This window comes from Chelatococcus sp. KU-N122 (assembly GCF_055391085.1).
Genome location: NZ_AP043981.1, coordinates 5,793,792 through 5,814,845, shown reverse-complemented (window position 1 = coordinate 5,814,845; position 21,054 = coordinate 5,793,792). Strand labels below are relative to the sequence as shown.

Here is a 21,054-nt window from a genome sequence, read left to right as displayed (position 1 = left end):
GGACGGATCCCAGCGCCCCTCCGAGAATTCGTAACGGCTCCAGATCAGCACGCATGTCCGACCTGCGCCCCGGGGGGCGCATGCGCACGTTGGCGAAGCGCGTCCATGGCCATGGCCCGCCTCTCGCGCCGCACCAACACAAGCCGTATAAGGCCGGCCGGTCAAGCCTCCGGAGCAGGCCCAGAACGCACCCCGCGCTTGACGGCCAGCCGCGCGCGGATGGAAAGCTGGGCGGACGAAGGATGGAATGCATGCGCAAGCTCTCGGCTGCCGATCGATCGACGCTCTCCACACGCACCAAGCTGGTTCTGGGCGGACGAACGCCGGAAGAGCAGTTCGGCTTCGTCAACACGCCGATCTATCGCGGCTCGACGGTGCTCTCCCCGGACGTGGCGACGCTGCAGAGCCGCAGCGCGCGCTTCACCTACGGCACCAAGGGCACGCCGACCACCGAGGCGCTGGAGCAGGCCTGGAGCGAACTGGCGGGCGCCGCCGGAACGGTGCTGGCGCCGTCGGGGCTGGCCGCCGTCACGCTGGCCCTGCTCTCGTGCGTCAAGGCGGGCGACCATATCCTGGTCACCGATTCCGCCTATCGACCGACCCGCAACTTCTGCAACACCATGCTGGCCAGGCTCGGCGTCGAGACCACCTACTACGACCCCTTGATCGGCGCCGACATCGCCCGCCTGATGCGCCCGAACACCGCCGCCGTGCTCACCGAAGCGCCGGGGTCGCAGAGCTTCGAGATGCAGGACATCCCGGCCATCGCCGAGGTGGTCCACGCGGCCGGTGCCCTCGTCCTGATGGACAACACCTGGGCGACGCCGATCTTCTTCCCGCCGCACGAGCGTGGCGTCGACCTCGCCATCGAGGCCGGCACCAAGTACCTGGGCGGCCATTCCGACCTGCTCCTCGGCCTCGTGTCGGCCAACGAGCGGGCGCTGCCGGCGCTGCGCCAGACCTCGGACCTCATCGCCATGTGCCCGGGCGCCGAGGACGTGTACCTGGCGCTGCGCGGACTGCGCACCATGGAGCTGCGCCTGAAGGAGGCCGAGCGGCAGGGACTGGCCCTCGCCCGCTGGCTCGAGCGGCGTCGCGAGGTGCACCAGGTGCTGCATCCGGCGCTCGAATCGTGCCCCGGACATCACCTGTGGGCGCGCGACTTCAGCGGCTCTTCGGGCCTGTTCTCGGTGATCCTGAAGCCGGTGCCGCACGAGGCGGTGGCGGCCCTGCTCGATTCGCTCGCCCTGTTCGGCCTCGGCTATTCCTGGGGCGGCTACGAGAGCCTCGTTATCCCCTTCGACTGCGCTCCCTATCGCAGCGCGACGACATGGAACCCGATCGGGCCGGCGCTGCGTTTCCAGGTGGGGCTCGAAAGCATCGACGACCTCAAGGCCGACCTGGAGCAGGGTTTCGACAAGATGCGCCACGCCGCCGAAGGGGCATGAGCATGATCGCGCGCCGCTCCCCGCCACGGTGGCGGACGGCGACGCCGGCCGCCGTCGCCATGCTGGCCGCGCTGCCGACCGCGCGCGCCAACGATTCGTCGGCGGAGCTCGCCATCGGCGGGCTGATCTTCACCGTCTCGCCCGACGTCGCGATGCGGGAGGAGAGCCTGTTCATCAGCCCGACCGACGTGCGGCTGAGGTACGTCTTCCTGAACAGATCGCAGCGGCAGGTGGCGACCCTTGTCGCCTTTCCCCTGCCCGACCTCGACGCCCGGGCCGAGAATTTCGACTATTCCGTCATTCCTGTCGACGACGAGGCCAACTTCGTCGGCTTCACGGCGAAGGTCGACGGCCGGCCGGTGGCCGCCCAGCTCGAGCAGACCATCTTCGGGGTGGGCCTGGAGCGGACCTCGATGCTGAAGGACGCCGGCGTCCCGCTCAATCCCGCCTTGCAGGCGACCTGGACGGCGCTCAAGTCCCTCGGCCCCGACGCCCGCAACAGCCTGCGCACCGCCGGCCTGATCGATCTGCAGGAGGCTTTCCCCGGCGACGGCCGCCCCGATCAGCTGGAGCCCAAGGCCCGCTGGCTGCTCAAGACGACCTTCTTCTGGCATCAGATTTTTCCGCCGGGCCGCGAGGTCGTGATCGAGCACGCCTACAAGCCGTCGGTCGGCATTTCCGCCGGCTCGCCCCTGGGGGACGGCGCCAAGGGCGTGGAGCTGGCGCACTACCAGCAGCGCTTCTGCGTCGACGAAGCCTTCGTCAAGGCCGCCGTCGCCCTGAAGAAGAAGCTCGGCCCCGACGCCTGGCTGATGGAGAAGCGCATCGACTACACGCTGACGACCGGCGCCAATTGGGCGGCACCGATCGGCGCGTTCACGGCGGTGATCGACAAGGGCAGCCCGGACGCTCTGGTGAGCTTCTGCGCCGAGGACGTGAAGAAGATCACGCCCACCCAGCTCGAGGTGCGCAAGCTCAACTACACCCCGAGCGGCAATCTCTCGATTCTCATTCTGGACAAGCCGGACGGGACCTCCAACACGGCCGTCCCGGCCGACGAACCGCCGCCCCCCGCGAGCCCGCAGGAACGCCTTCCGCGCCACTGACGGCGCGGCCGTCTGCCTCCCCCCACGAACGGCATGCGGAGGGCTCTCAGCCGGTCTCCGCGACGTCGGTGGCCTGCCGGTTGCGGCGGATCAGCGCCAGATTGCGCAGATAGATGAACAGGCTCAGACCCTGGCCGAGGATGATCACCGGCTCGCGCCGATAGAGGCCGTAGACCAGCGTGATCAGGCCGCCGCCGATGGAGAAGAACCAGAAGGCGACCGGAACGACGCTGCGGCCGGCCCGCTCGCTGGCGATCCATTGAACGAGGAAGCGCATCCCGAACAGGAGCTGGCCGATGATGCCCAGCAGCAGCCATAGGTCGAAGCGGGCGATGAACACGTCATAGAGGTAGCCGCCGACGTCGTGGGACAAGCGGATCAGCATCAGTCGAGTTCCCGGACTTGCGGCGGCTTGCGGCGCCGATTGATGAGCCACCACACGCCAGCCAGATCGACGATGCCGACCCACAGCCGGTCGAAGAAGCCGTACTTTGACTGGCCGGCGAGCCGCGGCCGGTCAATCACGTCGACCAGGACGACGCCGTAGCCCTCGCGCCGCACCAGCGCCGGCACGAAACGATGCAGGGCATCGAAGTAAGGCAGCCGCAGGTACACCTCGCGACGGATCGCCTTGAGGCCGCAGCCGGTATCGCGGGTGCCGTCCTTCAGCACGGTCTTGCGCACCGCGTTGGCGACGCGTGATTGAAAGCGCTTGAAGCCCGTGTCCTTGCGGCCGACGCGCTGGCCCGCCGCCAGCGCGATGGACGGGCCGCCGGCGTCCAGGGCCCGGACGAGATCGGGGATGAAGGCGGGGTCGTTCTGCCCGTCGCCGTCGATGCTCACGACAATGGCCGCGCGCGCCGCCAGCGCGCCGCTGCGGATGGCAGCGCTCTGCCCACATGAATAGTCGTGGCTGAGCCGCCGCAGCCACGGCTTCACCGCCGCCTGCTCACTCAGCACGGCCGCCGTCGCATCGGTCGAGCCGTCGTCGACGTAGATCACCTCGAAGGGGCCCAGCGCCGCGCACGCGGCCTCGATCTCCACCATCAAGGGAGCGACGTTATCCGCTTCGTTCTTGACGGGCACCACGACGCTCAGGCGCGGGACGATATCGACGGGCTGGCTCGCCACTGATCACCTTGCTCGAAACGGCGCGCACCCTGCGTCAGACGGCCCATCGGCGCAAGGAAACCGGCATCCACGTTTTGGGATCATGCTCTAAGGCCTGCGATAGACGCCCACGTCAAGCCGCTTGCCGCTGTTGATGTTGAAGCCCACCACGCGCGTCACCAGCGCCGGCGTCAGGCCGAGCGCCCGCAGCCGGGCGGTGAAGGCAGGCTCCTCCCGGGCGGCAACGAGCGCCACCCGGCACCCCTCCTGGGCCAGGAAATTGGCCGCCCCCGCGCCGTCCGCCATGACCAGCCCCGTGCCCACCAGGAACACCAGGCTGGGCTCGCGGTAGCCCGCCGTCACCGTCTGCGGCGATCCGCACGGCACCCCGTTCACCGCGGCGGCCAGCCGCGGCGACAGCTTGAGCCCGGTCAGCAGTGCCTGCGCCGATCCGAACAGGCCGACGGCGAAGATGGCCGCCGCGGCGATCGACAACAGCGCCGTGCGCCATACCTGGTCGGCGCGGAACGCCAGCCAGGCGACCGCTGCCAGCGCCGTCGACAAGGCGAAGACGGGCACTGCCGCATAGGGCACCGTGCCATCCAATTGGAGACCGACGACCGGCAGGGCGACGAGCGCCGCCAGCGGGATCAGCACCAGCAGGGCTGCGCCTGCCAGCGCTCCCCAGCGCCGGGGCGTGACGTCGCCGGCGGCGATGCCACGCACCGCCAGCAGGGCCAGGGCCGGATAGAGCGGCAGCACGTAGTGCGGCAGCTTGGTCGGCACGGCCTCGAATACGAGCCACGCCGGGATGACCCAGGCCAGGGCGAAGGCCACGACGTCGTCGCGGCGCTCCCGCCACCAGCTCTGGCTGGCGATGGCGACGAAAGGCGCCAGCGGCCAGGCGGTGCCGAAGAAGACGAGCAGATAGGTGCCCGGGGGCGCCCAGTGCCGCTCCTGGCCGGCGCCGACCTTGCCCAGCAGGTCCTTGCCGAGGGCCTCGGCAAAGAAATCGCCCCCCGTCTCGATGGTGATGGCGATGAACCAGGGCAGCACCAGCAGCAGCACGGCGACGAGGCCGAGCAGCGGCTTCAGCGCCAGCAACCACCGGCCCGACCGCTCTCGCAGGGCCAGCGCGAGCGCGGGCAGCCCGACGATCATCGGGCCGACCGGCCCCTTGACCAGGATCGACAGGGCGAGACCGCCCCAGAACAGCACGAGCGTGCCGCGTGACAGGGGTGTCTGGCGCAGATGGGCGCGCAACAGCCCCCCCATCATGGCCACACAGCAGGCGGTCAGCACCGCATCGGTCTTGGCAAAACGGGCCTCGACGCCCAGCAGCACGGTCGCCGCCATGAAGGCGGCCGCCAGCAGCGCTTCGCGACGGCCCACGGCCGCCAGCAGAGCCCAATAGGTCAGCAGCACCGCGGCGATGGCGCCGAGGAGCGAGGGCAGACGATAAACCGCGATCGTGGTGCGGGCGTCCGGGAGGCCGAGCGCCTCCGCCGCGGCGACCGATGCCGCCTGCAGCCAGTAGATGCCGACGGGCTTCTTGTTGCGGGCCTCGTCCTGGAAGCGAATGGCGACATAGTCGCCGGTCTCCAGCATCTGCTTGGTGGCCTGGGCGAAGCGCGGCTCGTCGCGGTCCATCGGCTGCAAGGATACGAAGCCCGGTAGAAAGCAGACGAGCGACAGCAGCACGAGCGCCGCCACGGCGCGCAGGTGTGAGGCGCTGAGCGTGGCCAGCGTCGCCTCCGCCCACGACCGGACGCGGCCGGCGGGCGCAATCGCGACCTTCGCAATGGCGTCAGATGGACCGGATATCATGCGGTCAATGGCTCCTGCACAACCGCGCCATTTTCGTGATCGGCGCCGGCACCGTGCCCTCAGCAGGATTTCCGAACCCGTCCAACCGGGGGGCTCGGAGAATCCTGCCGCGTTTGAAAAGTCTTAGCTGAAATTTGCGAACCGTCTTCCGGTCCGCAAATGTCTGTCTAGGGCATGTGATCGATCCAAGGTGGGATCTCGATGCCGATGCACCCTCACCCCCCGACCGACCACGGCCGCGGCGCCGCAGGCGTACGGCCTGCCGGGTTGCCGGGCCTCTTAGCGTGGGCGGCGCCCCAACTCAACGGGCGCGATTCGTTCCCGGCCGGACCGCGAATGGCGGAATACAGCCGTCCAGAGTTGTGCAAGGCCGCTCGACTTGATTTCCTGTCGGCGTCAGTCACACCTGATTCTCCGCCGTCGCGTCGATGCTCGAGCCGACAATCATCGCCCTCCTCACGGCCCTCTTCGCGGGCGGTGCCGGCGTCGGCGTGTGGCTCAATCGCCGCAGGGCGCTCCCGTCGGCGGCGCGCCCGACGGTTCCCAGCCGCGAGGAGCGGCGCTCGTCGGCCGAGGCCCTGGTGCTACGGGCCGGTCTGGAAGACACGCTGTGTTATCTGGTGGAGATCTACGGCATCGACTACCTCGACTCCTTCCTGGAGCGGCGCATTCGCCGCAACGTGCAGCCCTTCCGCCAGAGGAGCGGCCGTAGGACAATTTCGCCACACTCCGGCAATCTATGGATGCAGCACGCCCAGGACGCCGAGAACATCCTGACCCAGACCATCGACGCCGTCCGGCGCGATCCATCTCCCCCCGCCTAGAATTCGGGCGGCCGGGGTGGCGCGCTCCGGGCATCGACGATACACACCGAACTGCGAACAAGTGGGGGCCGAACATGCTCAAGTTGCTTAGCGCGTGCGCCGTTTTGACACTTTTGACCGCCTGCCAGTCCGCGTCCACCGGCGGACGTCAGCTGGCAGGGCTCACGCCGGCCCAGATCAAGGCTGCGCAGGCGCAGGACGCTGCCACCGCCAAGGCCGAGTTCGCCCGCTGCGACGCGAGCAGCACCTCGGTCCTCGAGGTGACCAAGTGCAAGGCAGCGGTGCGCGAGCAGTACATTATTCCCTACGCCAGTCCGCAGGAGCAGCGAATCTCGCGCATCCTGGTCGCGCAGAACATTGCGCTGGCCGAGAAAATCGCCCGCGGCGAGATCAGCGAGGAGCAGGCCCGCAGCCAATATGCCGCGATCGTCCGTACGGTCATGGCCCAGGAGGGGCAGCGCTAGGCCTCCGGCCATTCCCCCCTGGCTCGGAACGGTCTAGAGCGCTTCGCAATTGGGTGATCTCATCCAATGGCGAAATGGTCCAGGAGCAGCAGGGTCCGGCGTGCGCGCCGCGATCGACGGGAGTTCATGATGCGTAGCCAGTTGATCGCCATCTCCATGATCGCCTTTACCGCCGCCATCGGGCCGGCCGCTGCGGAACCGCGGGCTGTCACGGCCAAGGTCGAGGCCGGCCGGCTCACACGCATCGCCATGCATGCGGACGTGGGGCCTGGCTGCACGCTGGGGCCTGCACCTGAGATCAGGATCACCCGGAAGCCCCGGTACGGCGCGCTGCGGATCCAGAAGGCGCGCGTCGTCTCCAAGACCGGCGCCTGCGCCGGCAAGGAGATCCCGGTCCAGGACATCCTGTACAAGGCCCGGCCCGGCAGCCGGACCGACGCCGTCGGCTACGACGTGGTCGACGGCAAGAGCGACCGCAGCGTCGAGGTGCGGATCAGCATCGCGCCGACCGGGGCCGGCACGGTCCGCTGACGGCACGTGCCGGGCTCGCGGGGGATCGGGCGGGGTTGCATCGGGCCTGCGAAAGCCCTAGGACCATCGTTCTTCGAATGTCGGGGCATAGCGCAGCCCGGTAGCGCATCTGCTTTGGGAGCAGAGGGTCGCAGGTTCGAATCCTGCTGCCCCGACCAAACAATCCATTGAAATTATTCACTATTTTTTCAACCCGTTTGGACGTCGCCGCGGGAGCGGGTGCCCGCGAGCCTCCAGAGCCGGATTTTCGGAGACTCAGATGCAGCGACTTCTCCTGCTCCTTTGTTTGGCGGTCGCGCCCGTATCCAGCCTGCATGCCGACGAATGCGCCAATGCGACGAGCCAGGGAGCAATGGACGAATGCGCCGGCAAGTCGTTCAAGGCGTCGGATACCGAGCTGAATGCGCTGTACAAGCATATCGAGCACCGTTTGAAGGACGATGCCGAAACGACCAAGCTGCTGGTCACCGCGCAGCGTGCGTGGGTGGCGTTCCGTGATGCCGAGTGCACGTTCTCGTCATCGGGCTCGGCCGGCGGCTCCGTATATCCGATGATCCATGCGATGTGCCTGGACAAGCTGACGAAAGCACGGACGAGCGACCTGAAGGGCTATCTGAAATGCGAGGAAGGGGACATGAGCTGTCCCGTTCCCGCTGGCAAGTAAGCGTCCCGGGCGAGACGCGCTTCAGATGAAAGGGCTTGGAGCACGTCTACCCCACCAGACGAGGCCATCTGATCGAGACTTGCTCTAGCGAAGCTCGGCCTCGGCGGTCGTCGCCGCGAGCCGCGGCGGTGCGTCGGCCTCCTCCCCATCGATCGGCGGCCCTTCCCTCCGTGCCGGCCGCGGACCGCCCACGTTACGCGGGCGGTCCGTGAGCTTGCGGCCGAGGCTCACCAGCGGCCGCTCGACAACCATGTGGCTCGCCAGCCCGACGACGATACTGACGGCCACCACCGCGGGACGACCGCGATCTGGGGTATGGTTCCGACGAAGGTGGACTTGAGGAGCCACCCGTACGCGATCATCACGAAAGCGTGGGTGAGGTAGAGGGAGTAGGAGGCGTCGCCCCAGAACACCGCCGTGCGGGCCACGGCCGATCGAGGGGCCGCGACGGAAATGAAGGCCGCGACGATCAGCACGGCCGGCAGTCCCCAGGCGAGGACGCGGGCGGCGTCCGACAGGCCGTTGGTGCTGGAATGGGGAACGAAGGCCGGAGCTGCGGCCAGCACCACGAATCCGACGACGCTGAGGCGTAGCGGCACGCGGAGGCCTCCGCGCATCACGAGGAGCGCGAGAACCAGCCCGAAGCAGAATTCCAGGGCGATCGGGTTGCCGATGAAATCACTGAAGGTCGACGCCGGCAGGAAACGGCCGAGAACCATCCCTGCCACGATGGCGGCGATGACCGCCAGCGAAGATGCATAGACATCCGCCAGCAGAAGGCAGACGGAAAATACGATATAGAAATACATTTCGCACGACAGCGTCCATGCCATCGAACTAATCTTCCGCCCTGGCAATAATATTACAGAATTAATGACCGCCGTCAGATCATACATTTGGTTCTTCAGGAACCCGGCGGCAACAATTAGCAAGACCAATGCCGTGCAGAGCCAATACAACGGGTAGATCCGCACGACCCGCTTGACCAGGAAGGCTCGCGGCAGCTCCGGCCGGCGATCGGGCGGAAAGCTCACGTACACCATGATGAAGCCGCTGATGACGAAGAAGATGTCGACGCCAGCGGCGCCGCATGTCGTCAGCCAATCCGGAGTGAAAGGCCCTCGCGCAGCCCCCTGCGACATCTCGAGGCTATGGTGCACGACCACGGCCAACGCCGCGACGGCGCGGAGAATCTGAAGCCCGTACAGCTCGCCGCTGCGTCCACTCATGGCCGGTTCCAGCTTCGACGGTGCAAGCTAACGTAAGGTCAACAGAGCCTACGCCCAGCTACCGCGTTGGGCGGTGCGCATCCGTCTTGTGGAGAGACCCATAGAGCATGATCCCCAAAAGTGGACCCCGGTTTTTGGATGAGATCATGCTCAAAACAAAGATTGAGAGCAGGATGATGATTCGAAGATAAATCATCCCGCCCTAGCCGAACGTCCGATGGGGCGGGGCCTGGAACGGATCGGGCGCAAGCGCCGGACAGGCGTGGCTCAGCTTGCGCCGTCGCCCGCCGGCCCCTTATGCGCGCCTTATGTCTTCGGCCTCGACCGCGTCTCGATCCTTGATGCGCCCCACCGCATCTTGTCGCTGCGGCCCCCATTCCGGCCGCGATATCGAGTGAGCAAGACGATGACGATCCAGCTTCACCGCCGCAACGACGCCGAGCCTCCCTCGCGCGGCATCTCCTTCGTCGTGGGACGAGACCACGACGGACATTGGATCGCCGCCGAGACCCATGGCCGGGCCGGCGGCCTGTTCAGCGACCGGGAGGCGGCGTTGCGTTATGCCGCCTTCGAGACCGACCACCGCAACGGCGCGGTGGCCCTCGTCAGCGAGCCCGTCAAGCTGCGGCTATAGCCTGCCGGATGACGGCGCCATCGCCCGCAATTGCGCAATGGCGAGCACGACGGCAGCCGCCGACAGCGCGGTGCAGAGGCCGAACAGCGGCCCATAGCCCAAGGCGTCGGCAATGCGGCCGGACAGCATCGATCCGATCAGATAGACCACCAACTGGGCACAGGCGAGGATGGTGAAATCCGTCCCCGGCTGATCGCTGGAGGTCACCGTCATGAACAGGCTGTAGAGCGCCACGATCTCCATGTAGCGGATGAGCGTCTGGAAGAACGCGGCGCCGAAGAGCGGCCAATGGCCGGTGAGCGCGCCATAGGCGTGCAGGGCGAACAAGGCGAAGCACAGCGTCCGGAGCCCGCCGAGCAGGCCGAGCACCGTGGGTACGCCCGAGCGGCGGATGAGCCAGGCCGCGAGCGCTGCGCCGACCAGCCCGACGGTGGTGGCCGCCAGGCCCGAGATGAGGCCGATCACGTCGAGAGGCACCCCGGCATCGACGAGGTAGGGCCCCTCCATGGCCTTCACCAGCCCCTCGCTCGCCCGATAGGTGAGCGCAATCCACAGGATCTGGCGCGCCTCCGGGCGCGCCAGAAAGGCGCGAAGCGATGGCCGCGCCGCGGCCGGTGAAGCAGCGTCGCCCTCCCGCATCGCCAGCGCCGCAATGAGCGGCACGACGGAAAAGCCGGCGACGGTCAGGATCATCAAGGTCCAGCCGACATGATGGTAGAGCACAAGGCCCAGGGTGCCGCCGATGATCACGCCGAAGGCAACCGCCGCGCCCTGGATGGCATTGCCGATCGCCCGGTCCTCGGGCGGCAGGTACTTCGCCGCATAACCGTCGGTCGCGATGTCCTGGGTCGAGATCAGCAGGGAGGCGCAGGAGCCGACGGCGATGATGGCCAGCACATTGGTGGGTTCGACCGCGAGCAAGGCGAGGATGGCCAGGATGACGCCGGCCTGGGTGATGCACACCCAGCTCGCCCGGTGCGCGCGCGCCACCGGGCGCACCCGGTCGACCATAGGCGCCCACAGGAACTTGAGCACCAGCGGCAGCATGAGGATGCTGAGATAGCCGATCGCCGTGCGCGATACCCCCTGCTCGCGCATGATCGGCGGAATGGCGGCGACGAAGAGATAGGACGGGATCGACTGGGCCATGTAGAGCCCGCCGAGGACGCCGAAGAGCCGCAGCCGCCCGCGGCCGCCCGCGGCCTGGCCGACGGCACCCGTCCCTCCCCTCTCGTGACTGACCAGCGGCGCGGACATCGGCAACGTCAGAACGTGGTGCGGAAGCCGACCGTCACGGTCCGGCCCCAGGAATAGACCGGCAGGTTGCGCACCGACGTCGCGGTCGGGTTCTGGTAGGTCGCGTCCAGCAGGTTGTTGGCGGAGATGTAGAGCTCGCCCTTCTCGATCGGGTAGGTCACCAGCGCGTTGGCAGTCACCCCGGGCTTGATCTCGTAGCGGGTGCCGGAGAGGTCGATGCGCTCGTTGCGGCCGGAGAAGGCCTCGCCCTCGAGGCGGATCATCAGCCCGTTGTCGAAGCGATAGGCGCCGAACAGCGTGCCGCGGTAGGGGCTGGCGATGCGGTTGTTGGGCAGGGCGCTATCGAGGCGGCCGTCCTTGTTGCTGTCGTAGCGGCCATCGCGGTAGGTGGCGTTGGTGCCGAGCGTGAGGTTGTCGTTGACTGCCCACTCGCCGATGAACTCCAGGCCCCAGATCCGCTCCTTCTGCTGGGAGATCTGGTTGGTCAGTGGATCGAAGGTGACGCCCTCGTTCGACGTGCTGATGTAGCCGGCGAGGCTCGCCTTGACCGGCCCAACGCTGCCGCGGACGCCGATCTCGTAGTTGTTGACGATCTGCGCCTCCGGGCCGATCGAGGCATAGCTGATGCTGGTCCCCGGGCGCAGGCAGTTCGGCCGCGCCACCGTGCAGGCGTAGGCGGTGGAGAGGCCCGCCCGGCGCGTGAAGGCGCCCACGTCCGGCAGGGCGTAGCCCTGCGAGAAGCCGCCGTAGATCTCCGACCGCTCGGTCAGCTTGAAGGTGGCGCCGGCGTTGAAGGTGGGCGCCGAATAGTCGAAGTTGCCGCCGGTCACGTTGAGGGCGGGCAGCACGTAGGTCTGGTAGCCCAGCGGGGTGCGCGCCGCGATGCCGGTATAGGCGGCCGGGCGGACGAAATTGTCGACGTTGAGGTCGAAGTACTCGTAGCGGACGCCGCCGCGCAGCACCAGCCGCTCGCCGACGGGCACCTGCAGGAGGCCGAAGCCGGCATAGGTGGTCTGGCCCAGCGGCGTGAACACGTCCTGACCGTTGGTCAGCGTCTGGTGGGTGTTCTCGCGGATGAGGTCGGCGCCCCAGGTGAGCTTGGCGCCGGGCCAGATCGTGTCGAGCGGCGTATCGATGGTGAGGTTCAGGCCGCCGCGTTGGGAGTACAGGGTGGTCTGATTGTAGGGGCTGGTGGGGCTGCTCGGCAGGAAGGAGTAGTAGACCAGGCTGTTGTACGGGTACGAGAACGTCGAGAAATTGAAGCGCTTCTCGATGTTGTTGTAGTAGCCGAGGATGCTCAGGCTTCCGAGCGCAAAGTCCTTGTCGGTGTAGCGGGCCGAGAGGCTTTGCGTATTTTCGAGGACGTTCTCGCCGGTGTAGGGATTGCCGAAGTCAGGCCGGGCGAAGGGTGGCGAATAGAGCGTCATCCACTGCGGGCTTTGATCGAAATAGACCAGATTGCCGGATACCTCGAAACGCTTGCTGGCGTCGAAGTCATAGCCGAGCTTGGCGAGCAGGTTGCCTTGCTGGAAGCGGTCGCCGCCCCCCTGCCCCAGCATGGCGTCGGACGGCAGCTCGCGGCCGGAGCCGTCGTAGGTGCGGCCCGCGGCGCGTCCGCTGCCGATGACCAGATAGTCGAAGCCGCCGACCTTGCCGCTCAGCGAGCCGGAGAGCTCCGGCGCCAGCGAAGGCCCGACGTTGGCGGTGAAGGCTCGGACGGCGGCGTTGACGCCAACAGTCGGGGCACCGTCGGTGGCCTTGCGCGTGATGAAGTTCACCGTGCCGCCCGTCGCGCCGGCGCCATAGAGGCTGGAGGCGCCGGCCACCACCTCGATGCGCTCGACACTGTTGAGGTCGATCAGGCCGAGGATGCGCGACACGTCGCGCAGGGGCGAGTTCATCGGCACGCCGTCGACCATCACCAGGAGATCACGGCCGCGGAACGTTTCCGACGCGCTCGACACCGTCTGGGTCGACGCCGAATAGCCGGGCACCAGGCGCGACAGGGCGCCGGCGGCACTGGGGCTCAACGCCAGCTGCTTCTCGATCTCCGTGCGGTCGATCACCTGGACCGTCTGCGGAATGTCCTCGACGGGCCGAGCCGCGCGCGCCGCGGTGACGGTGATCTCGTCGAGCGTGACGTTATTGGCGGCCGGCGCGGCCGCGTCCTGCGCATGCACCGGGCCGGTCAGCGTGCCTGCCAGCAGGATGCAACCGGCACCGGCGGCATAGTTGGCAATCACCTTGCGACGGCCGGCCAGCTTAGTCGTGATCATCTTGTCCCCCACGGTTCTACGTGGGAGTAACGCTCATCAGTGCAGGGTCAACATGGCCGGGACTTGCGCTTCGACTAGAAGCAATACAAACAAACGCTCAATCGTCTGATTTAGAATGTCGTTTATAAAGACTTTAGAATGGATCTTATTTTTGCGGCGGCATACGTTGGAGCGCGCCAGTTGCGAGAAAATCACACATCTATTCGCGTGAGTCCAACACTTATTCGCGCCAGTCCGATTTTTCGCCGCGAAGGCCGGGAGCCGTCCACCGCCAGGGTCCCGAGCCGCGGTGGACCCGATTCAGCGCAGAAGGTGGTCGCGCTCCGGTGAAACGGATCAGCGCCCGCGCTGGTGTTTGTCACGAACCCGCGGCGGTGCTAGGTGGATTGGAACGGCTACAAGGTTCCCGCCGGGCCGCCCAGCGGGGCCGAGCCGCCCGATCGACGGCCAATCGAGGTTGACGACCATGACCGCGCGCATTCTGAGGCCGGCCCGCACGGCGATGCAATCCGGCACCGCCAAGACCAAGCGCTGGATGCTGATCTTCGATCCGGAGACGCCGCGCGAGGTGGAGCCCCTGATGGGCTGGACCAGCTCGGCCGACACGCGCCAGCAGCTCCGCCTCAGCTTCGACACCAAGGAGGAAGCGATCGCCTATGCGGAGCGCAACGGCATCGCCTACCGGGTGGAGGAGCCCAAGGAGGTGCACCACCGGACGATGTCCTACTCCGACAATTTCAAGTTCAACCGCATCGGCCAATGGACCCACTGAGCGGTCCGGTATAGGTGAAGGGCGCGCGGGGTGGACAGCTCCACCTCGCACCGCGAACGCCAGGCCCCGTAGCTCAGCTGGATAGAGCGTCGGCCTTCTAAGCCGAATGTCGCAGGTTCGAGCCCTGCCGGGGTCGCCACTTCGCGGCCGCGACTGCCCGACTGAAAGGCTGGGACAGGCGGCAGCCAACAGCCGCCCTGACCATGAAGACTTGCGACACGGCTACGCGGCGGCAAGCTTGCGCCCGATCGCATGCCGAGCTTCCGCGAACGGGGGGCGCTCAGCTCGCGATGGCGGTCGGCGGCAGCACACCACGATCACCCTGTCATCCCTGGTGGAGCTGGGCGTCCACGGCGACCTCATTCTGCAGCCGCATCTGAAGGCCGGTGTCTGCTTCCTCACCAACGACACTCGGTCGGCGGCGATGCGCTTGGAGGGCGCTCCGCTGGCGGCCGGCGACGTCGCGGACGCTCAACTGCGCTCCAAATTCAAAGACTTGGAACATTTCTAACCGATCAGATGATTCCATCTGATCGACGCTCCTAGTGTCCTGGCTCGGCCGATCCGAGCGCCGGCCGGAATAGCAGGGGCAGCGGGACGGCGTACCGGTCAATCTCCTCCCGGCTGAGTGTTCTCGCGATCCGTTGTTCGGCTTCGGCGAGCAGATCGCCTGTCTCGACGGTGAACTGCCGCACCGTGCCGTCGGACGATGAGGTCAGCAGTCGCTTGCCATTGCCGCTGAACTGCAAACTGTTGATTTCGCTCGAATGCCCCCTCAACGTCGTCAGCAGCCGTCCACCGTCGTCCAAGCTCCACACCTGGATATCGGTTCCGTAAGAACCGATGGCGACCTTCGTCCCCGTGGGGTCGAACGCAAACACGCGGATCGACTTGTCGAGCGCCGTTGCCAGGCGCGCGACGGGTTTCCCGTCAAGATCGACAACGTGGAGCGTGCGATCGTTCGGGTAGGCGAAGACAGGCGCCGCCGGGGCAAACACGAGGCGGTCGGCATCCACCGCCCCCTCGGTCGGAACAGCTGCTATGAACCGTCCACTCGAGTCCCACAGCCGCAGGTCCGGATAGGCAGCCTCTCCGATGGTGAGCAGGCGGCCGCCGTCGGGGCTGAAGAGACCGCGCCTGACCTTGTTCGTTCGACAGCGCAGCGTCGCGACATGCTCGAGCGTCGAATCCCACAGATCGGCCTGGCCCCTGATGGTCGTGAGCAGTGGCCATCCTCGTGGGGACAGGTCGATGCTGAACAGATTGTCGCGCGCGGAACTGCCGTCGATCAGGCGCGCACGGACCAGCTCGCCGGTCCGACGCCAGAGCCAGAGCGAGCCGTTGATCGATGCCGTGACGACGTGCACGCGATCGCTGCTGAAAGCAGCGAAATCGACGCTCGGTGCCTCGCGCGCATTGCAGTTCGGGCCATCCAGCATCGTCGCGCCTGCGTCGCCGACGGTGTACAGCCGCGCGGTGCGTCTCCGCAGGACCAAGGCGCCCTCCCCGTCAGGCGAAGGAAGCAGCGCGCGCAGGCTGTCGTCTGCATCCGCCGCTTCGTCCACAAACGTCGCCTGCGAGACGAAATCGCCGTCGTCGTGGGCGATGCACCGGACGTGAACACGGTTCTCGTCGTGATCTTGTTCAACGGTCCATAACCGGTTTGCCGCGATCGTGACGCGGTCTGCACCGACCCACCAGGCGGACCGTCCCGGCAGCGTCGCGGCCGTCATGCCGTCGCCGGCTCGCGAGACGATCGTCGCTCGTTCGGCCATGGACGTAACGACCAGCGTGTCGCTCAGCCAATAGGCTGCTGCGTAAACGATGCCGTCATCCTTCACCAGGAGGTTCGGGCTTGCCGTGGCCAGCCGCCACAATCGCGCCTCGCCGTCCCGCGCCAAGCTCAGCACGCGCGTGCCGGTCGGATCCAATGAGACTGACTCGATCGGCTCGACATGCCCGTGCAAGAGCGCCAGGCAGGTCCCGTCCAATGTCCAGACTCTGATCGTGCAGTCCCGTGAGCCCGATACGAGGAGCCGGCCATCCAGGCTGAACGTCAGCGCACTGATGTAGTCGGTATGGCCCGTCAGCGCGTGCAGAAAGTGCCCATCCCGGTCCCAGACGCGGATGGCGCCATCGTGGATCCCGCCGCCATCGACGGCCGTCGCCAGCACGTTTCCGTCCGGACTGAAGACAACGCGAGCGACGTCGGCGCCGTGACCCTCCAGTTGTGCGATGAGCCCACCGTCTCGGTGCCAAAGCCAAGCGGCCTTGTCCATGCTGCCCGCCGCCAGCCGAGCGCCGTCCGGTGGTGAGAAGGCAACCGATATCAGCCCTGTTCCTTTAGCATCAGCGAATGTCTTGATGTGGCGTCCCACACGATCCCACAACTGGACGGTGCCGTCCTCGGACGCCGTTGCGATCACCTGGCCATCGGGGCTGAGCGCCGCATCGAAGACGCGCCTGATATGGCCCTCGTCGTGCAGCCGATCCATCTGTTCACGGAATGCTGCAACCTGCTCGTCGGTGTGCTCTTTGTTCGCGTCGAATTGCGATAGCAGCGCGTTAAAGGACTCGCGATTGCTCCAGGGAGCGGTGACGTCGTGTGTCCCGAGCGTCCAAAACCAGGCGCCGCTGCTATCCGCACAAAGGGCATGGCGCCCATCGGAACTCCATTCGACGGTCGGTCGGCTGTAGCGATCGACCTCTTTCCACGCTGGCAGCGCGGCAACCTTCTCGCCCGTTGTCCTGTAGAGCTGTGCCGTGCCATCGGCGGCAACGGCTAGATACGCTCGCCCGTCCGGGCTGAGTGAGCCGCAGACGATGGAGCTGTGTTCGATCTGAAAGTCGAAGGACAGGCGGCCGTGGACATCAAATTGGCGCACGCGACCGGCGCGAGAGAGGGTGAAGATCCGCCCCTCGGCGTCGAAGCAGGCCGCAATGACGGGCTGCTCGCGTGTGCTCAAGCTCGCGACCTGAGCCTGGGTCAATTCCAGGGTTTCGCGGAGGACTTCGTCACTGACGGGGTTCCAGTCGTGGCGCATCGCTTCGCCTGCCAGCAACAGCGCCGTCTCGGGCGCCGTGCCGATCACCGTTCGCGCGGCAATGGCAAGGCGCAGGGATTGCGAAACGGCGAGATGTCGCTCCCGCTCGATCTCCGTTTGTCGCCTCGCCTCGTGTTCGGCGTCCACGCGCCGTTGAAGGTCCGCGCTCGCCTGGAGGAAGGCGACCTCGTCGGCGCTGCAGTCGCCCTGTCGGCTCTCGAGCCATCCAAGGGCGTGGGCGAGCATGCGACCGCGAAGGAGCGGTGCATCGTCGTTGCGATCCGCCGACCAGAGCCGAACGGCCGGCCCGACCTGACGCAGCCAGGACTGGAAATCCCTGTCGTCCTCGATCCACTTCACCAGCCTCGGCCAATGGCGGACCAAGGCCTCGTGGGCCAGTTCGACGGTCTCCTCCTCGGCCTGGGACGAGTTGGTCACGACGAGGCGGTTTTCCTCTCCGGCCAGGTCTTGAGCCAGCTTCCAGGCCCGATCGCCGAGCTCGTGGCGGCGCGCGACACGGCGCGTGTCCTGTTGACCCTCGCCGGCGTTCACCAGGCGCGTGAACAGCCGCCGAAACGTTTCGATCGCCGCCTGATCGGTCTGATTATCCGTCTTGAGGTCGAAGATCTGCTCGGCGCGTTTCGTCAGGGCGCCTCTCACGCCTTCGATCGACCAATGGGCGGCGTAGGTGATCTGGCGATTGACCTGAAGGCTCCATATTTCGCGGAGCGCGAACTCGAGCAGCGGGAGCAGGCCCGCCTGGCTTTCCACCTCGGAGAGCAACGTGTCCGCGAGGCCGGGAGCCAACGATACGCCGCGCAATTGGGCCGGCTTCTCGATACAGGCGCGAAGCTCCTCGCGCGTCATCGGTCCCAAGTTCTCGACGCAGTCTTGCAGGACATCGGAGAGCGACGGCCCATCCGCCGATCCAGGCTGGTGGCGCAGCGCGGAGCCGTAAAAATCTGCGCGCAGCGTCAGCATCAAGGACACGGGCGGCCGCTCCGACGACGCTGGGAAGCCGGACAGGAGCACGTCGATGAACCGATTTCGCCGAGCCTCGTCGTCGACGAGCGTAAACACCTCTTCGAACTGATCGGCGATCAGCAGTATTCGTTTGCCGGGATTGGCCTTGCGGCAATCGGCGAGGACGTCGCGCAGCGCGCGCTCCCCGCCTTCCAGATTGCGGGCAAGCCCTTGCGGATCGGCGAACGGTTCGGCACCGAGGGCGGTCAGGGCGCGCGCCAGTGCCGCGAACGGATCCTTGCCGGGATCGGCGCCAATGCGAAAGCTGCTGAACTGCCAGCTTCCCTTGCCCCCTTGATGAAGTCGCGGCGCGAGCCCGGCCAGCACCACGGAGGACTTTCCGCTTCCCGACGGGCCGACGAGCGCTGTCAGACTGCGCCCGTTGACCGCGGCCACCAGCCTGTCGACGGCTCGCTCCCGGCCGAAGAACACGGGCGCATCATTCGACGTGAAGTGGGTGAGGCCCGGATAGGGGCACTCCGGGATACCGCCCTCCGGTGCCACGGGCGCCGGCCGATCGGCCACAGGCTTGGTCAAGCCTGACGCCGTCCAGAACGCCTCGAACTCGGACGGCTCCGCGATATCCGCCAGCAGGCTGACGCCCAGACCGCTATTTTGCGCCGATGGCTTGCTCGTCGACACGATGCCCAGCAGTCGGTGCCATTCGTCGAACAGCGCAGCACCCGACAACCCCTGCCACTCGTCGCCGGCCGGCGGGGTCGCACCATCAATCGTCAAGCCCTGAAGGGACTGGATTCGGCCCGCCGCCGGCTCAACCCGCCCTCTGACTGGCGCGATCTCGGTTAACGTGACCTCGTCTGAGATCTTGAGGCGGTTCCAGCTTGCAAAGCCGCAGCCGCGACAGCGGACCTCGTCAATCGGCCACGCGCACGGCATGGGCGATGCCCGCAGCGTCGCCAGAGCCTCCTCGCCAGCTGCTGCCTCAAGCACGGCGAATTCGAAGCGAGGGATCTCGGAGGCGGGCTCCGGCCACAGAAGCTTGGCCGGACGCCACAAATAATCGCCGTTGGCTTTGGCCTTGAGCCGCTCGAACCCTCGGTCGCGCAGCACGTCGCGGGTGTCGCCAAAGCGCCGCCGAAAGTCCCCCAGCGCACGCACCAGGATCTGCGGTGGCTGTGCGATCAAGGTATCCGCGCGCATCGCATCGCGCCCAACGACGACGTGCAACGCGGTCAGGATGCGGGTTGGCGCGACGACGAAGCCGGTTCCCAGCCGCTCCTTGCCACCCGCCAGCGGCACCTTGACCTCGACGACGCGGTCGTCGATCGGCGTCCACTTATGGTCGGCCACGGCGCTTGCGCCTAGCCTGCGGTCGCGTCGCCCTCCTCGCTGATGAAGAAGTCCGGCGCACGTTTGCCCTTGTAGACGGGAACCAGCGACAGCTTGAGCGTCTGCGTGTTCTTGGCTGCGACTTTGCCGTCCGCGCCGACGCTCGCGTCGAACACGAAGAAGCGAAACTTGGCTTCGCCCTTGCCGCCGGCGTTCTGTTCGACGGAAACCGCGACCTCGAGGTCGATTTTTTCCGTGACAAATCGTAGATCGCGGCCCTCGCCGCTCTCAATCGCGCGCTGAAATTCGTTGCGCAGGCCCTCGATGTAGTCGCTGAGCTCGATCGTGGCCATGTGGCCCCCCTTGCATCGGTGCGCCTTCCAAAACGATGGTGCCGCTCTTGAACTGGATTGTAAATCAGCTCCCCGCCGAGCACGGTGCGGCCGTCGTGCGGCGCGCGTGGGCTGCGTGAGGCCGTCGGCGCGTCGCCGCTGGGGCGCCCCGCCGTCGATCTGTGCGGCTGGTTCTACTTGAATGCGGGCATCACCTTCTCGGCGAAAAGGCGGATCGATTTTTCGAAGTCGGCCGTTGGAACGCCGGGCAGTTGCATGCGCAGGTTGATCTCGGTCGGCTTCAATTCGCTGATCAGTTTGGCAATACCGGCCTTGGCCACCTCGGGATCGCCGATGACGTAGCGCGAGGCGAAGGTGCGGAAGTCCACGTCCGCCGCGTCCGTGATCAGCTCTCCGCGGTCGTTGCGGAGCTCGCGCTGCCCCTCGGCCGACTTCTTGCCGTAGAGGCTGAACAGGTGCGTCACGGCAGGGCCGGCGATCCGCTCCGCTTCCTCGGTCGTTGCCGCGACGAAACATTCACGGATCACCGGGCGCTCTGCGGGGACATAGCCGTGCTCCGCAGCAACCGCCGTGTAGCGCTCGAACTGGCCCTTCAGCTCGTCGATGGTGTGACGTGGGGAGGCCGTGACCGGCACCTTGCGCTTGGCCGCTCGCACGAGGAGCTTCGGCCCGGATACGCCGTACCAGATGGGCAGAACCGGCTGCACCGGCCGGGGCATGATCGCGCCGCTCGGAACGGTGAAGAATTTGCCGGAGAAGCCGATGTCGTCCGGGTTGGCCCAGGCGTGCTGGAGAAAATCCATCGTCTCTTCGAAGAGCGCGAAGCGGCGGTCGTAGTCCACCTGGAAGGCGTCGAACTCTTCCTTGGCGTAGCCCGGCGAGACGCCGAGGGTCAGCCGCCCGTCACTGAGGTTGTCGAGCGTGACGAGGTCCGACAGCAAACGCAGCGGCTCGTAGAAGACCGGCAGCATGACATCGGTCACGAGCCGCATCCTCTTGGTGAGGCCTGCCGCCTTGGCCAGCACCATCAGCGGGCTCGGCGCCCAGCCGTTGAACTGAAAATGGTGTTCAGTCGTATGAAAGGCGTCGTAGCCGAGCTCTTCGATGAGAGGAAGCAAGCGATCGAGCTCGCGGAACGTGTCGAGATGTGTCGACGCGGCGTCCGGCGGGTTGACGAAGCTGAACATGATCGAGAACTTCAT

General features: G+C 66.8%; 17 protein-coding genes and 2 tRNA genes. 10 read left to right on the top strand and 9 right to left on the bottom strand.

Annotation, left to right across the window (positions count from 1 at the left end):
* Window positions 1–251: 251 nt before the first annotated feature.
* Window positions 252–1,448 (top strand): cystathionine beta-lyase, encoded by a 1,197-nt coding sequence (gene metC, locus ACZ5PO_RS26145; protein ID WP_464184969.1) that lies wholly within the window; start codon window positions 252–254, stop codon window positions 1,446–1,448.
* Entirely contained in the window at window positions 1,445–2,554 is a 1,110-nt protein-coding gene (locus ACZ5PO_RS26140; RefSeq protein ID WP_464184968.1) for a DUF4424 family protein, read from the top strand. Before metC ends, ACZ5PO_RS26140 begins: the two co-directional genes overlap by 4 nt.
* Window positions 2,555–2,600: 46 nt before the next feature.
* Here ACZ5PO_RS26140 and ACZ5PO_RS26135 read toward each other — a convergent pair whose 3' ends face one another.
* From ACZ5PO_RS26135 to ACZ5PO_RS26125, 3 genes are all read right to left on the bottom strand, one after another.
* Window positions 2,601–2,939 (bottom strand): lipid-A-disaccharide synthase N-terminal domain-containing protein, encoded by a 339-nt coding sequence (locus ACZ5PO_RS26135; RefSeq protein ID WP_464184967.1) that lies wholly within the window; start codon window positions 2,937–2,939, stop codon window positions 2,601–2,603.
* The gene (locus ACZ5PO_RS26130; RefSeq protein WP_464184966.1) at window positions 2,939–3,685 is read right to left on the bottom strand and encodes a glycosyltransferase family 2 protein; all 747 of its coding nucleotides are present in this window, start codon (window positions 3,683–3,685) and stop codon (window positions 2,939–2,941) included. The genes ACZ5PO_RS26135 and ACZ5PO_RS26130 overlap by 1 nt, the downstream gene beginning before the upstream one ends.
* Window positions 3,686–3,772: 87 nt before the next feature.
* Window positions 3,773–5,491 carry an ArnT family glycosyltransferase gene (locus tag ACZ5PO_RS26125; RefSeq protein WP_464184965.1) on the bottom strand — a complete coding sequence of 573 codons (1,719 nt, stop codon included), beginning with the start codon at window positions 5,489–5,491 and terminating at the stop codon, window positions 3,773–3,775.
* Window positions 5,492–5,919: 428 nt separating this feature from the next.
* Here ACZ5PO_RS26125 and ACZ5PO_RS26120 point away from each other — a divergent pair, with 428 nt between their 5' ends.
* The 5 genes from ACZ5PO_RS26120 (at window position 5,920) to ACZ5PO_RS26100 (ending at window position 7,974) form a co-directional block, all read left to right on the top strand.
* On the top strand, window positions 5,920–6,315 hold the full coding sequence (locus ACZ5PO_RS26120) for a hypothetical protein (RefSeq protein ID WP_464184963.1): 396 nt from the start codon (window positions 5,920–5,922) through the stop codon (window positions 6,313–6,315).
* Window positions 6,316–6,419: 104 nt separating this feature from the next.
* Window positions 6,420–6,779, top strand: a complete 360-nt coding sequence (locus ACZ5PO_RS26115) for a hypothetical protein (RefSeq protein WP_464184962.1) — start codon at window positions 6,420–6,422, stop codon at window positions 6,777–6,779.
* A 129-nt stretch (window positions 6,780–6,908) separates the two neighbouring features.
* Entirely contained in the window at window positions 6,909–7,310 is a 402-nt protein-coding gene (locus tag ACZ5PO_RS26110) for a hypothetical protein (RefSeq protein ID WP_464184960.1), read from the top strand.
* Between the two features lie 81 nt (window positions 7,311–7,391).
* Window positions 7,392–7,468: transfer RNA gene (locus tag ACZ5PO_RS26105), tRNA-Pro, on the top strand.
* 101 nt (window positions 7,469–7,569) lie between these two features.
* Entirely contained in the window at window positions 7,570–7,974 is a 405-nt protein-coding gene (locus tag ACZ5PO_RS26100; RefSeq protein WP_464184959.1) for a lysozyme inhibitor LprI family protein, read from the top strand.
* 227 nt (window positions 7,975–8,201) lie between these two features.
* On the opposite strand, the gene ACZ5PO_RS26095 is transcribed toward ACZ5PO_RS26100, so the two are convergent.
* Complete coding sequence (locus ACZ5PO_RS26095) at window positions 8,202–9,203, bottom strand: acyltransferase family protein (protein ID WP_464184958.1); 1,002 nt, start codon at window positions 9,201–9,203, stop codon at window positions 8,202–8,204.
* Window positions 9,204–9,609: 406 nt separating this feature from the next.
* Here ACZ5PO_RS26095 and ACZ5PO_RS26090 point away from each other — a divergent pair, with 406 nt between their 5' ends.
* Complete coding sequence (locus ACZ5PO_RS26090; RefSeq protein WP_464184957.1) at window positions 9,610–9,837, top strand: hypothetical protein; 228 nt, start codon at window positions 9,610–9,612, stop codon at window positions 9,835–9,837.
* Here the strand turns inward: ACZ5PO_RS26090 and ACZ5PO_RS26085 are convergent.
* Window positions 9,832–11,094 carry an MFS transporter gene (locus tag ACZ5PO_RS26085; protein WP_464184955.1) on the bottom strand — a complete coding sequence of 421 codons (1,263 nt, stop codon included), beginning with the start codon at window positions 11,092–11,094 and terminating at the stop codon, window positions 9,832–9,834. The genes ACZ5PO_RS26090 and ACZ5PO_RS26085 overlap by 6 nt on opposite strands.
* An 8-nt stretch (window positions 11,095–11,102) precedes the next feature.
* Window positions 11,103–13,370 (bottom strand): TonB-dependent receptor, encoded by a 2,268-nt coding sequence (locus tag ACZ5PO_RS26080; protein WP_464184954.1) that lies wholly within the window; start codon window positions 13,368–13,370, stop codon window positions 11,103–11,105.
* 466 nt (window positions 13,371–13,836) lie between these two features.
* On the opposite strand from ACZ5PO_RS26080, the gene ACZ5PO_RS26075 reads away from it, so the two are divergent.
* Window positions 13,837–14,142 carry an ETC complex I subunit gene (locus tag ACZ5PO_RS26075; RefSeq protein WP_464184953.1) on the top strand — a complete coding sequence of 102 codons (306 nt, stop codon included), beginning with the start codon at window positions 13,837–13,839 and terminating at the stop codon, window positions 14,140–14,142.
* Window positions 14,143–14,204: 62 nt separating this feature from the next.
* A tRNA-Arg gene (locus ACZ5PO_RS26070) sits at window positions 14,205–14,281 on the top strand.
* Between the two features lie 403 nt (window positions 14,282–14,684).
* On the opposite strand, the gene ACZ5PO_RS26065 is transcribed toward ACZ5PO_RS26070, so the two are convergent.
* The 3 genes from ACZ5PO_RS26065 to ACZ5PO_RS26055 form a co-directional block, all read right to left on the bottom strand.
* On the bottom strand, window positions 14,685–19,520 hold the full coding sequence (locus ACZ5PO_RS26065; protein ID WP_464184952.1) for an nSTAND1 domain-containing NTPase: 4,836 nt from the start codon (window positions 19,518–19,520) through the stop codon (window positions 14,685–14,687).
* A gap of 11 nt (window positions 19,521–19,531) precedes the next feature.
* Window positions 19,532–19,852, bottom strand: coding sequence for a trypco2 family protein (locus ACZ5PO_RS26060; protein WP_464184951.1), 321 nt, complete (start codon window positions 19,850–19,852; stop codon window positions 19,532–19,534).
* A gap of 173 nt (window positions 19,853–20,025) precedes the next feature.
* Window positions 20,026–21,054, bottom strand: a complete 1,029-nt coding sequence (locus ACZ5PO_RS26055) for an LLM class flavin-dependent oxidoreductase (protein WP_464184950.1) — start codon at window positions 21,052–21,054, stop codon at window positions 20,026–20,028.

Coding starts and splice junctions, on each gene's coding strand:
- metC (WP_464184969.1), top strand. CDS start 252: ATGCGCAAGCTCTCGGCTGCCGATCGATCGACGCTCTCCACACGCACC.
- ACZ5PO_RS26140 (WP_464184968.1), top strand. CDS start 1,445: ATGAGCATGATCGCGCGCCGCTCCCCGCCACGGTGGCGGACGGCGACG.
- ACZ5PO_RS26135 (WP_464184967.1), bottom strand. CDS start 2,939: ATGCTGATCCGCTTGTCCCACGACGTCGGCGGCTACCTCTATGACGTG.
- ACZ5PO_RS26125 (WP_464184965.1), bottom strand. CDS start 5,491: ATGATATCCGGTCCATCTGACGCCATTGCGAAGGTCGCGATTGCGCCC.
- ACZ5PO_RS26120 (WP_464184963.1), top strand. CDS start 5,920: ATGCTCGAGCCGACAATCATCGCCCTCCTCACGGCCCTCTTCGCGGGC.
- ACZ5PO_RS26110 (WP_464184960.1), top strand. CDS start 6,909: ATGCGTAGCCAGTTGATCGCCATCTCCATGATCGCCTTTACCGCCGCC.
- ACZ5PO_RS26100 (WP_464184959.1), top strand. CDS start 7,570: ATGCAGCGACTTCTCCTGCTCCTTTGTTTGGCGGTCGCGCCCGTATCC.
- ACZ5PO_RS26095 (WP_464184958.1), bottom strand. CDS start 9,203: ATGAGTGGACGCAGCGGCGAGCTGTACGGGCTTCAGATTCTCCGCGCC.
- ACZ5PO_RS26090 (WP_464184957.1), top strand. CDS start 9,610: ATGACGATCCAGCTTCACCGCCGCAACGACGCCGAGCCTCCCTCGCGC.
- ACZ5PO_RS26085 (WP_464184955.1), bottom strand. CDS start 11,094: ATGTCCGCGCCGCTGGTCAGTCACGAGAGGGGAGGGACGGGTGCCGTC.
- ACZ5PO_RS26080 (WP_464184954.1), bottom strand. CDS start 13,370: ATGATCACGACTAAGCTGGCCGGCCGTCGCAAGGTGATTGCCAACTAT.
- ACZ5PO_RS26075 (WP_464184953.1), top strand. CDS start 13,837: ATGACCGCGCGCATTCTGAGGCCGGCCCGCACGGCGATGCAATCCGGC.
- ACZ5PO_RS26060 (WP_464184951.1), bottom strand. CDS start 19,852: ATGGCCACGATCGAGCTCAGCGACTACATCGAGGGCCTGCGCAACGAA.
- ACZ5PO_RS26055 (WP_464184950.1), bottom strand. CDS start 21,054: ATGAAGTTCTCGATCATGTTCAGCTTCGTCAACCCGCCGGACGCCGCG.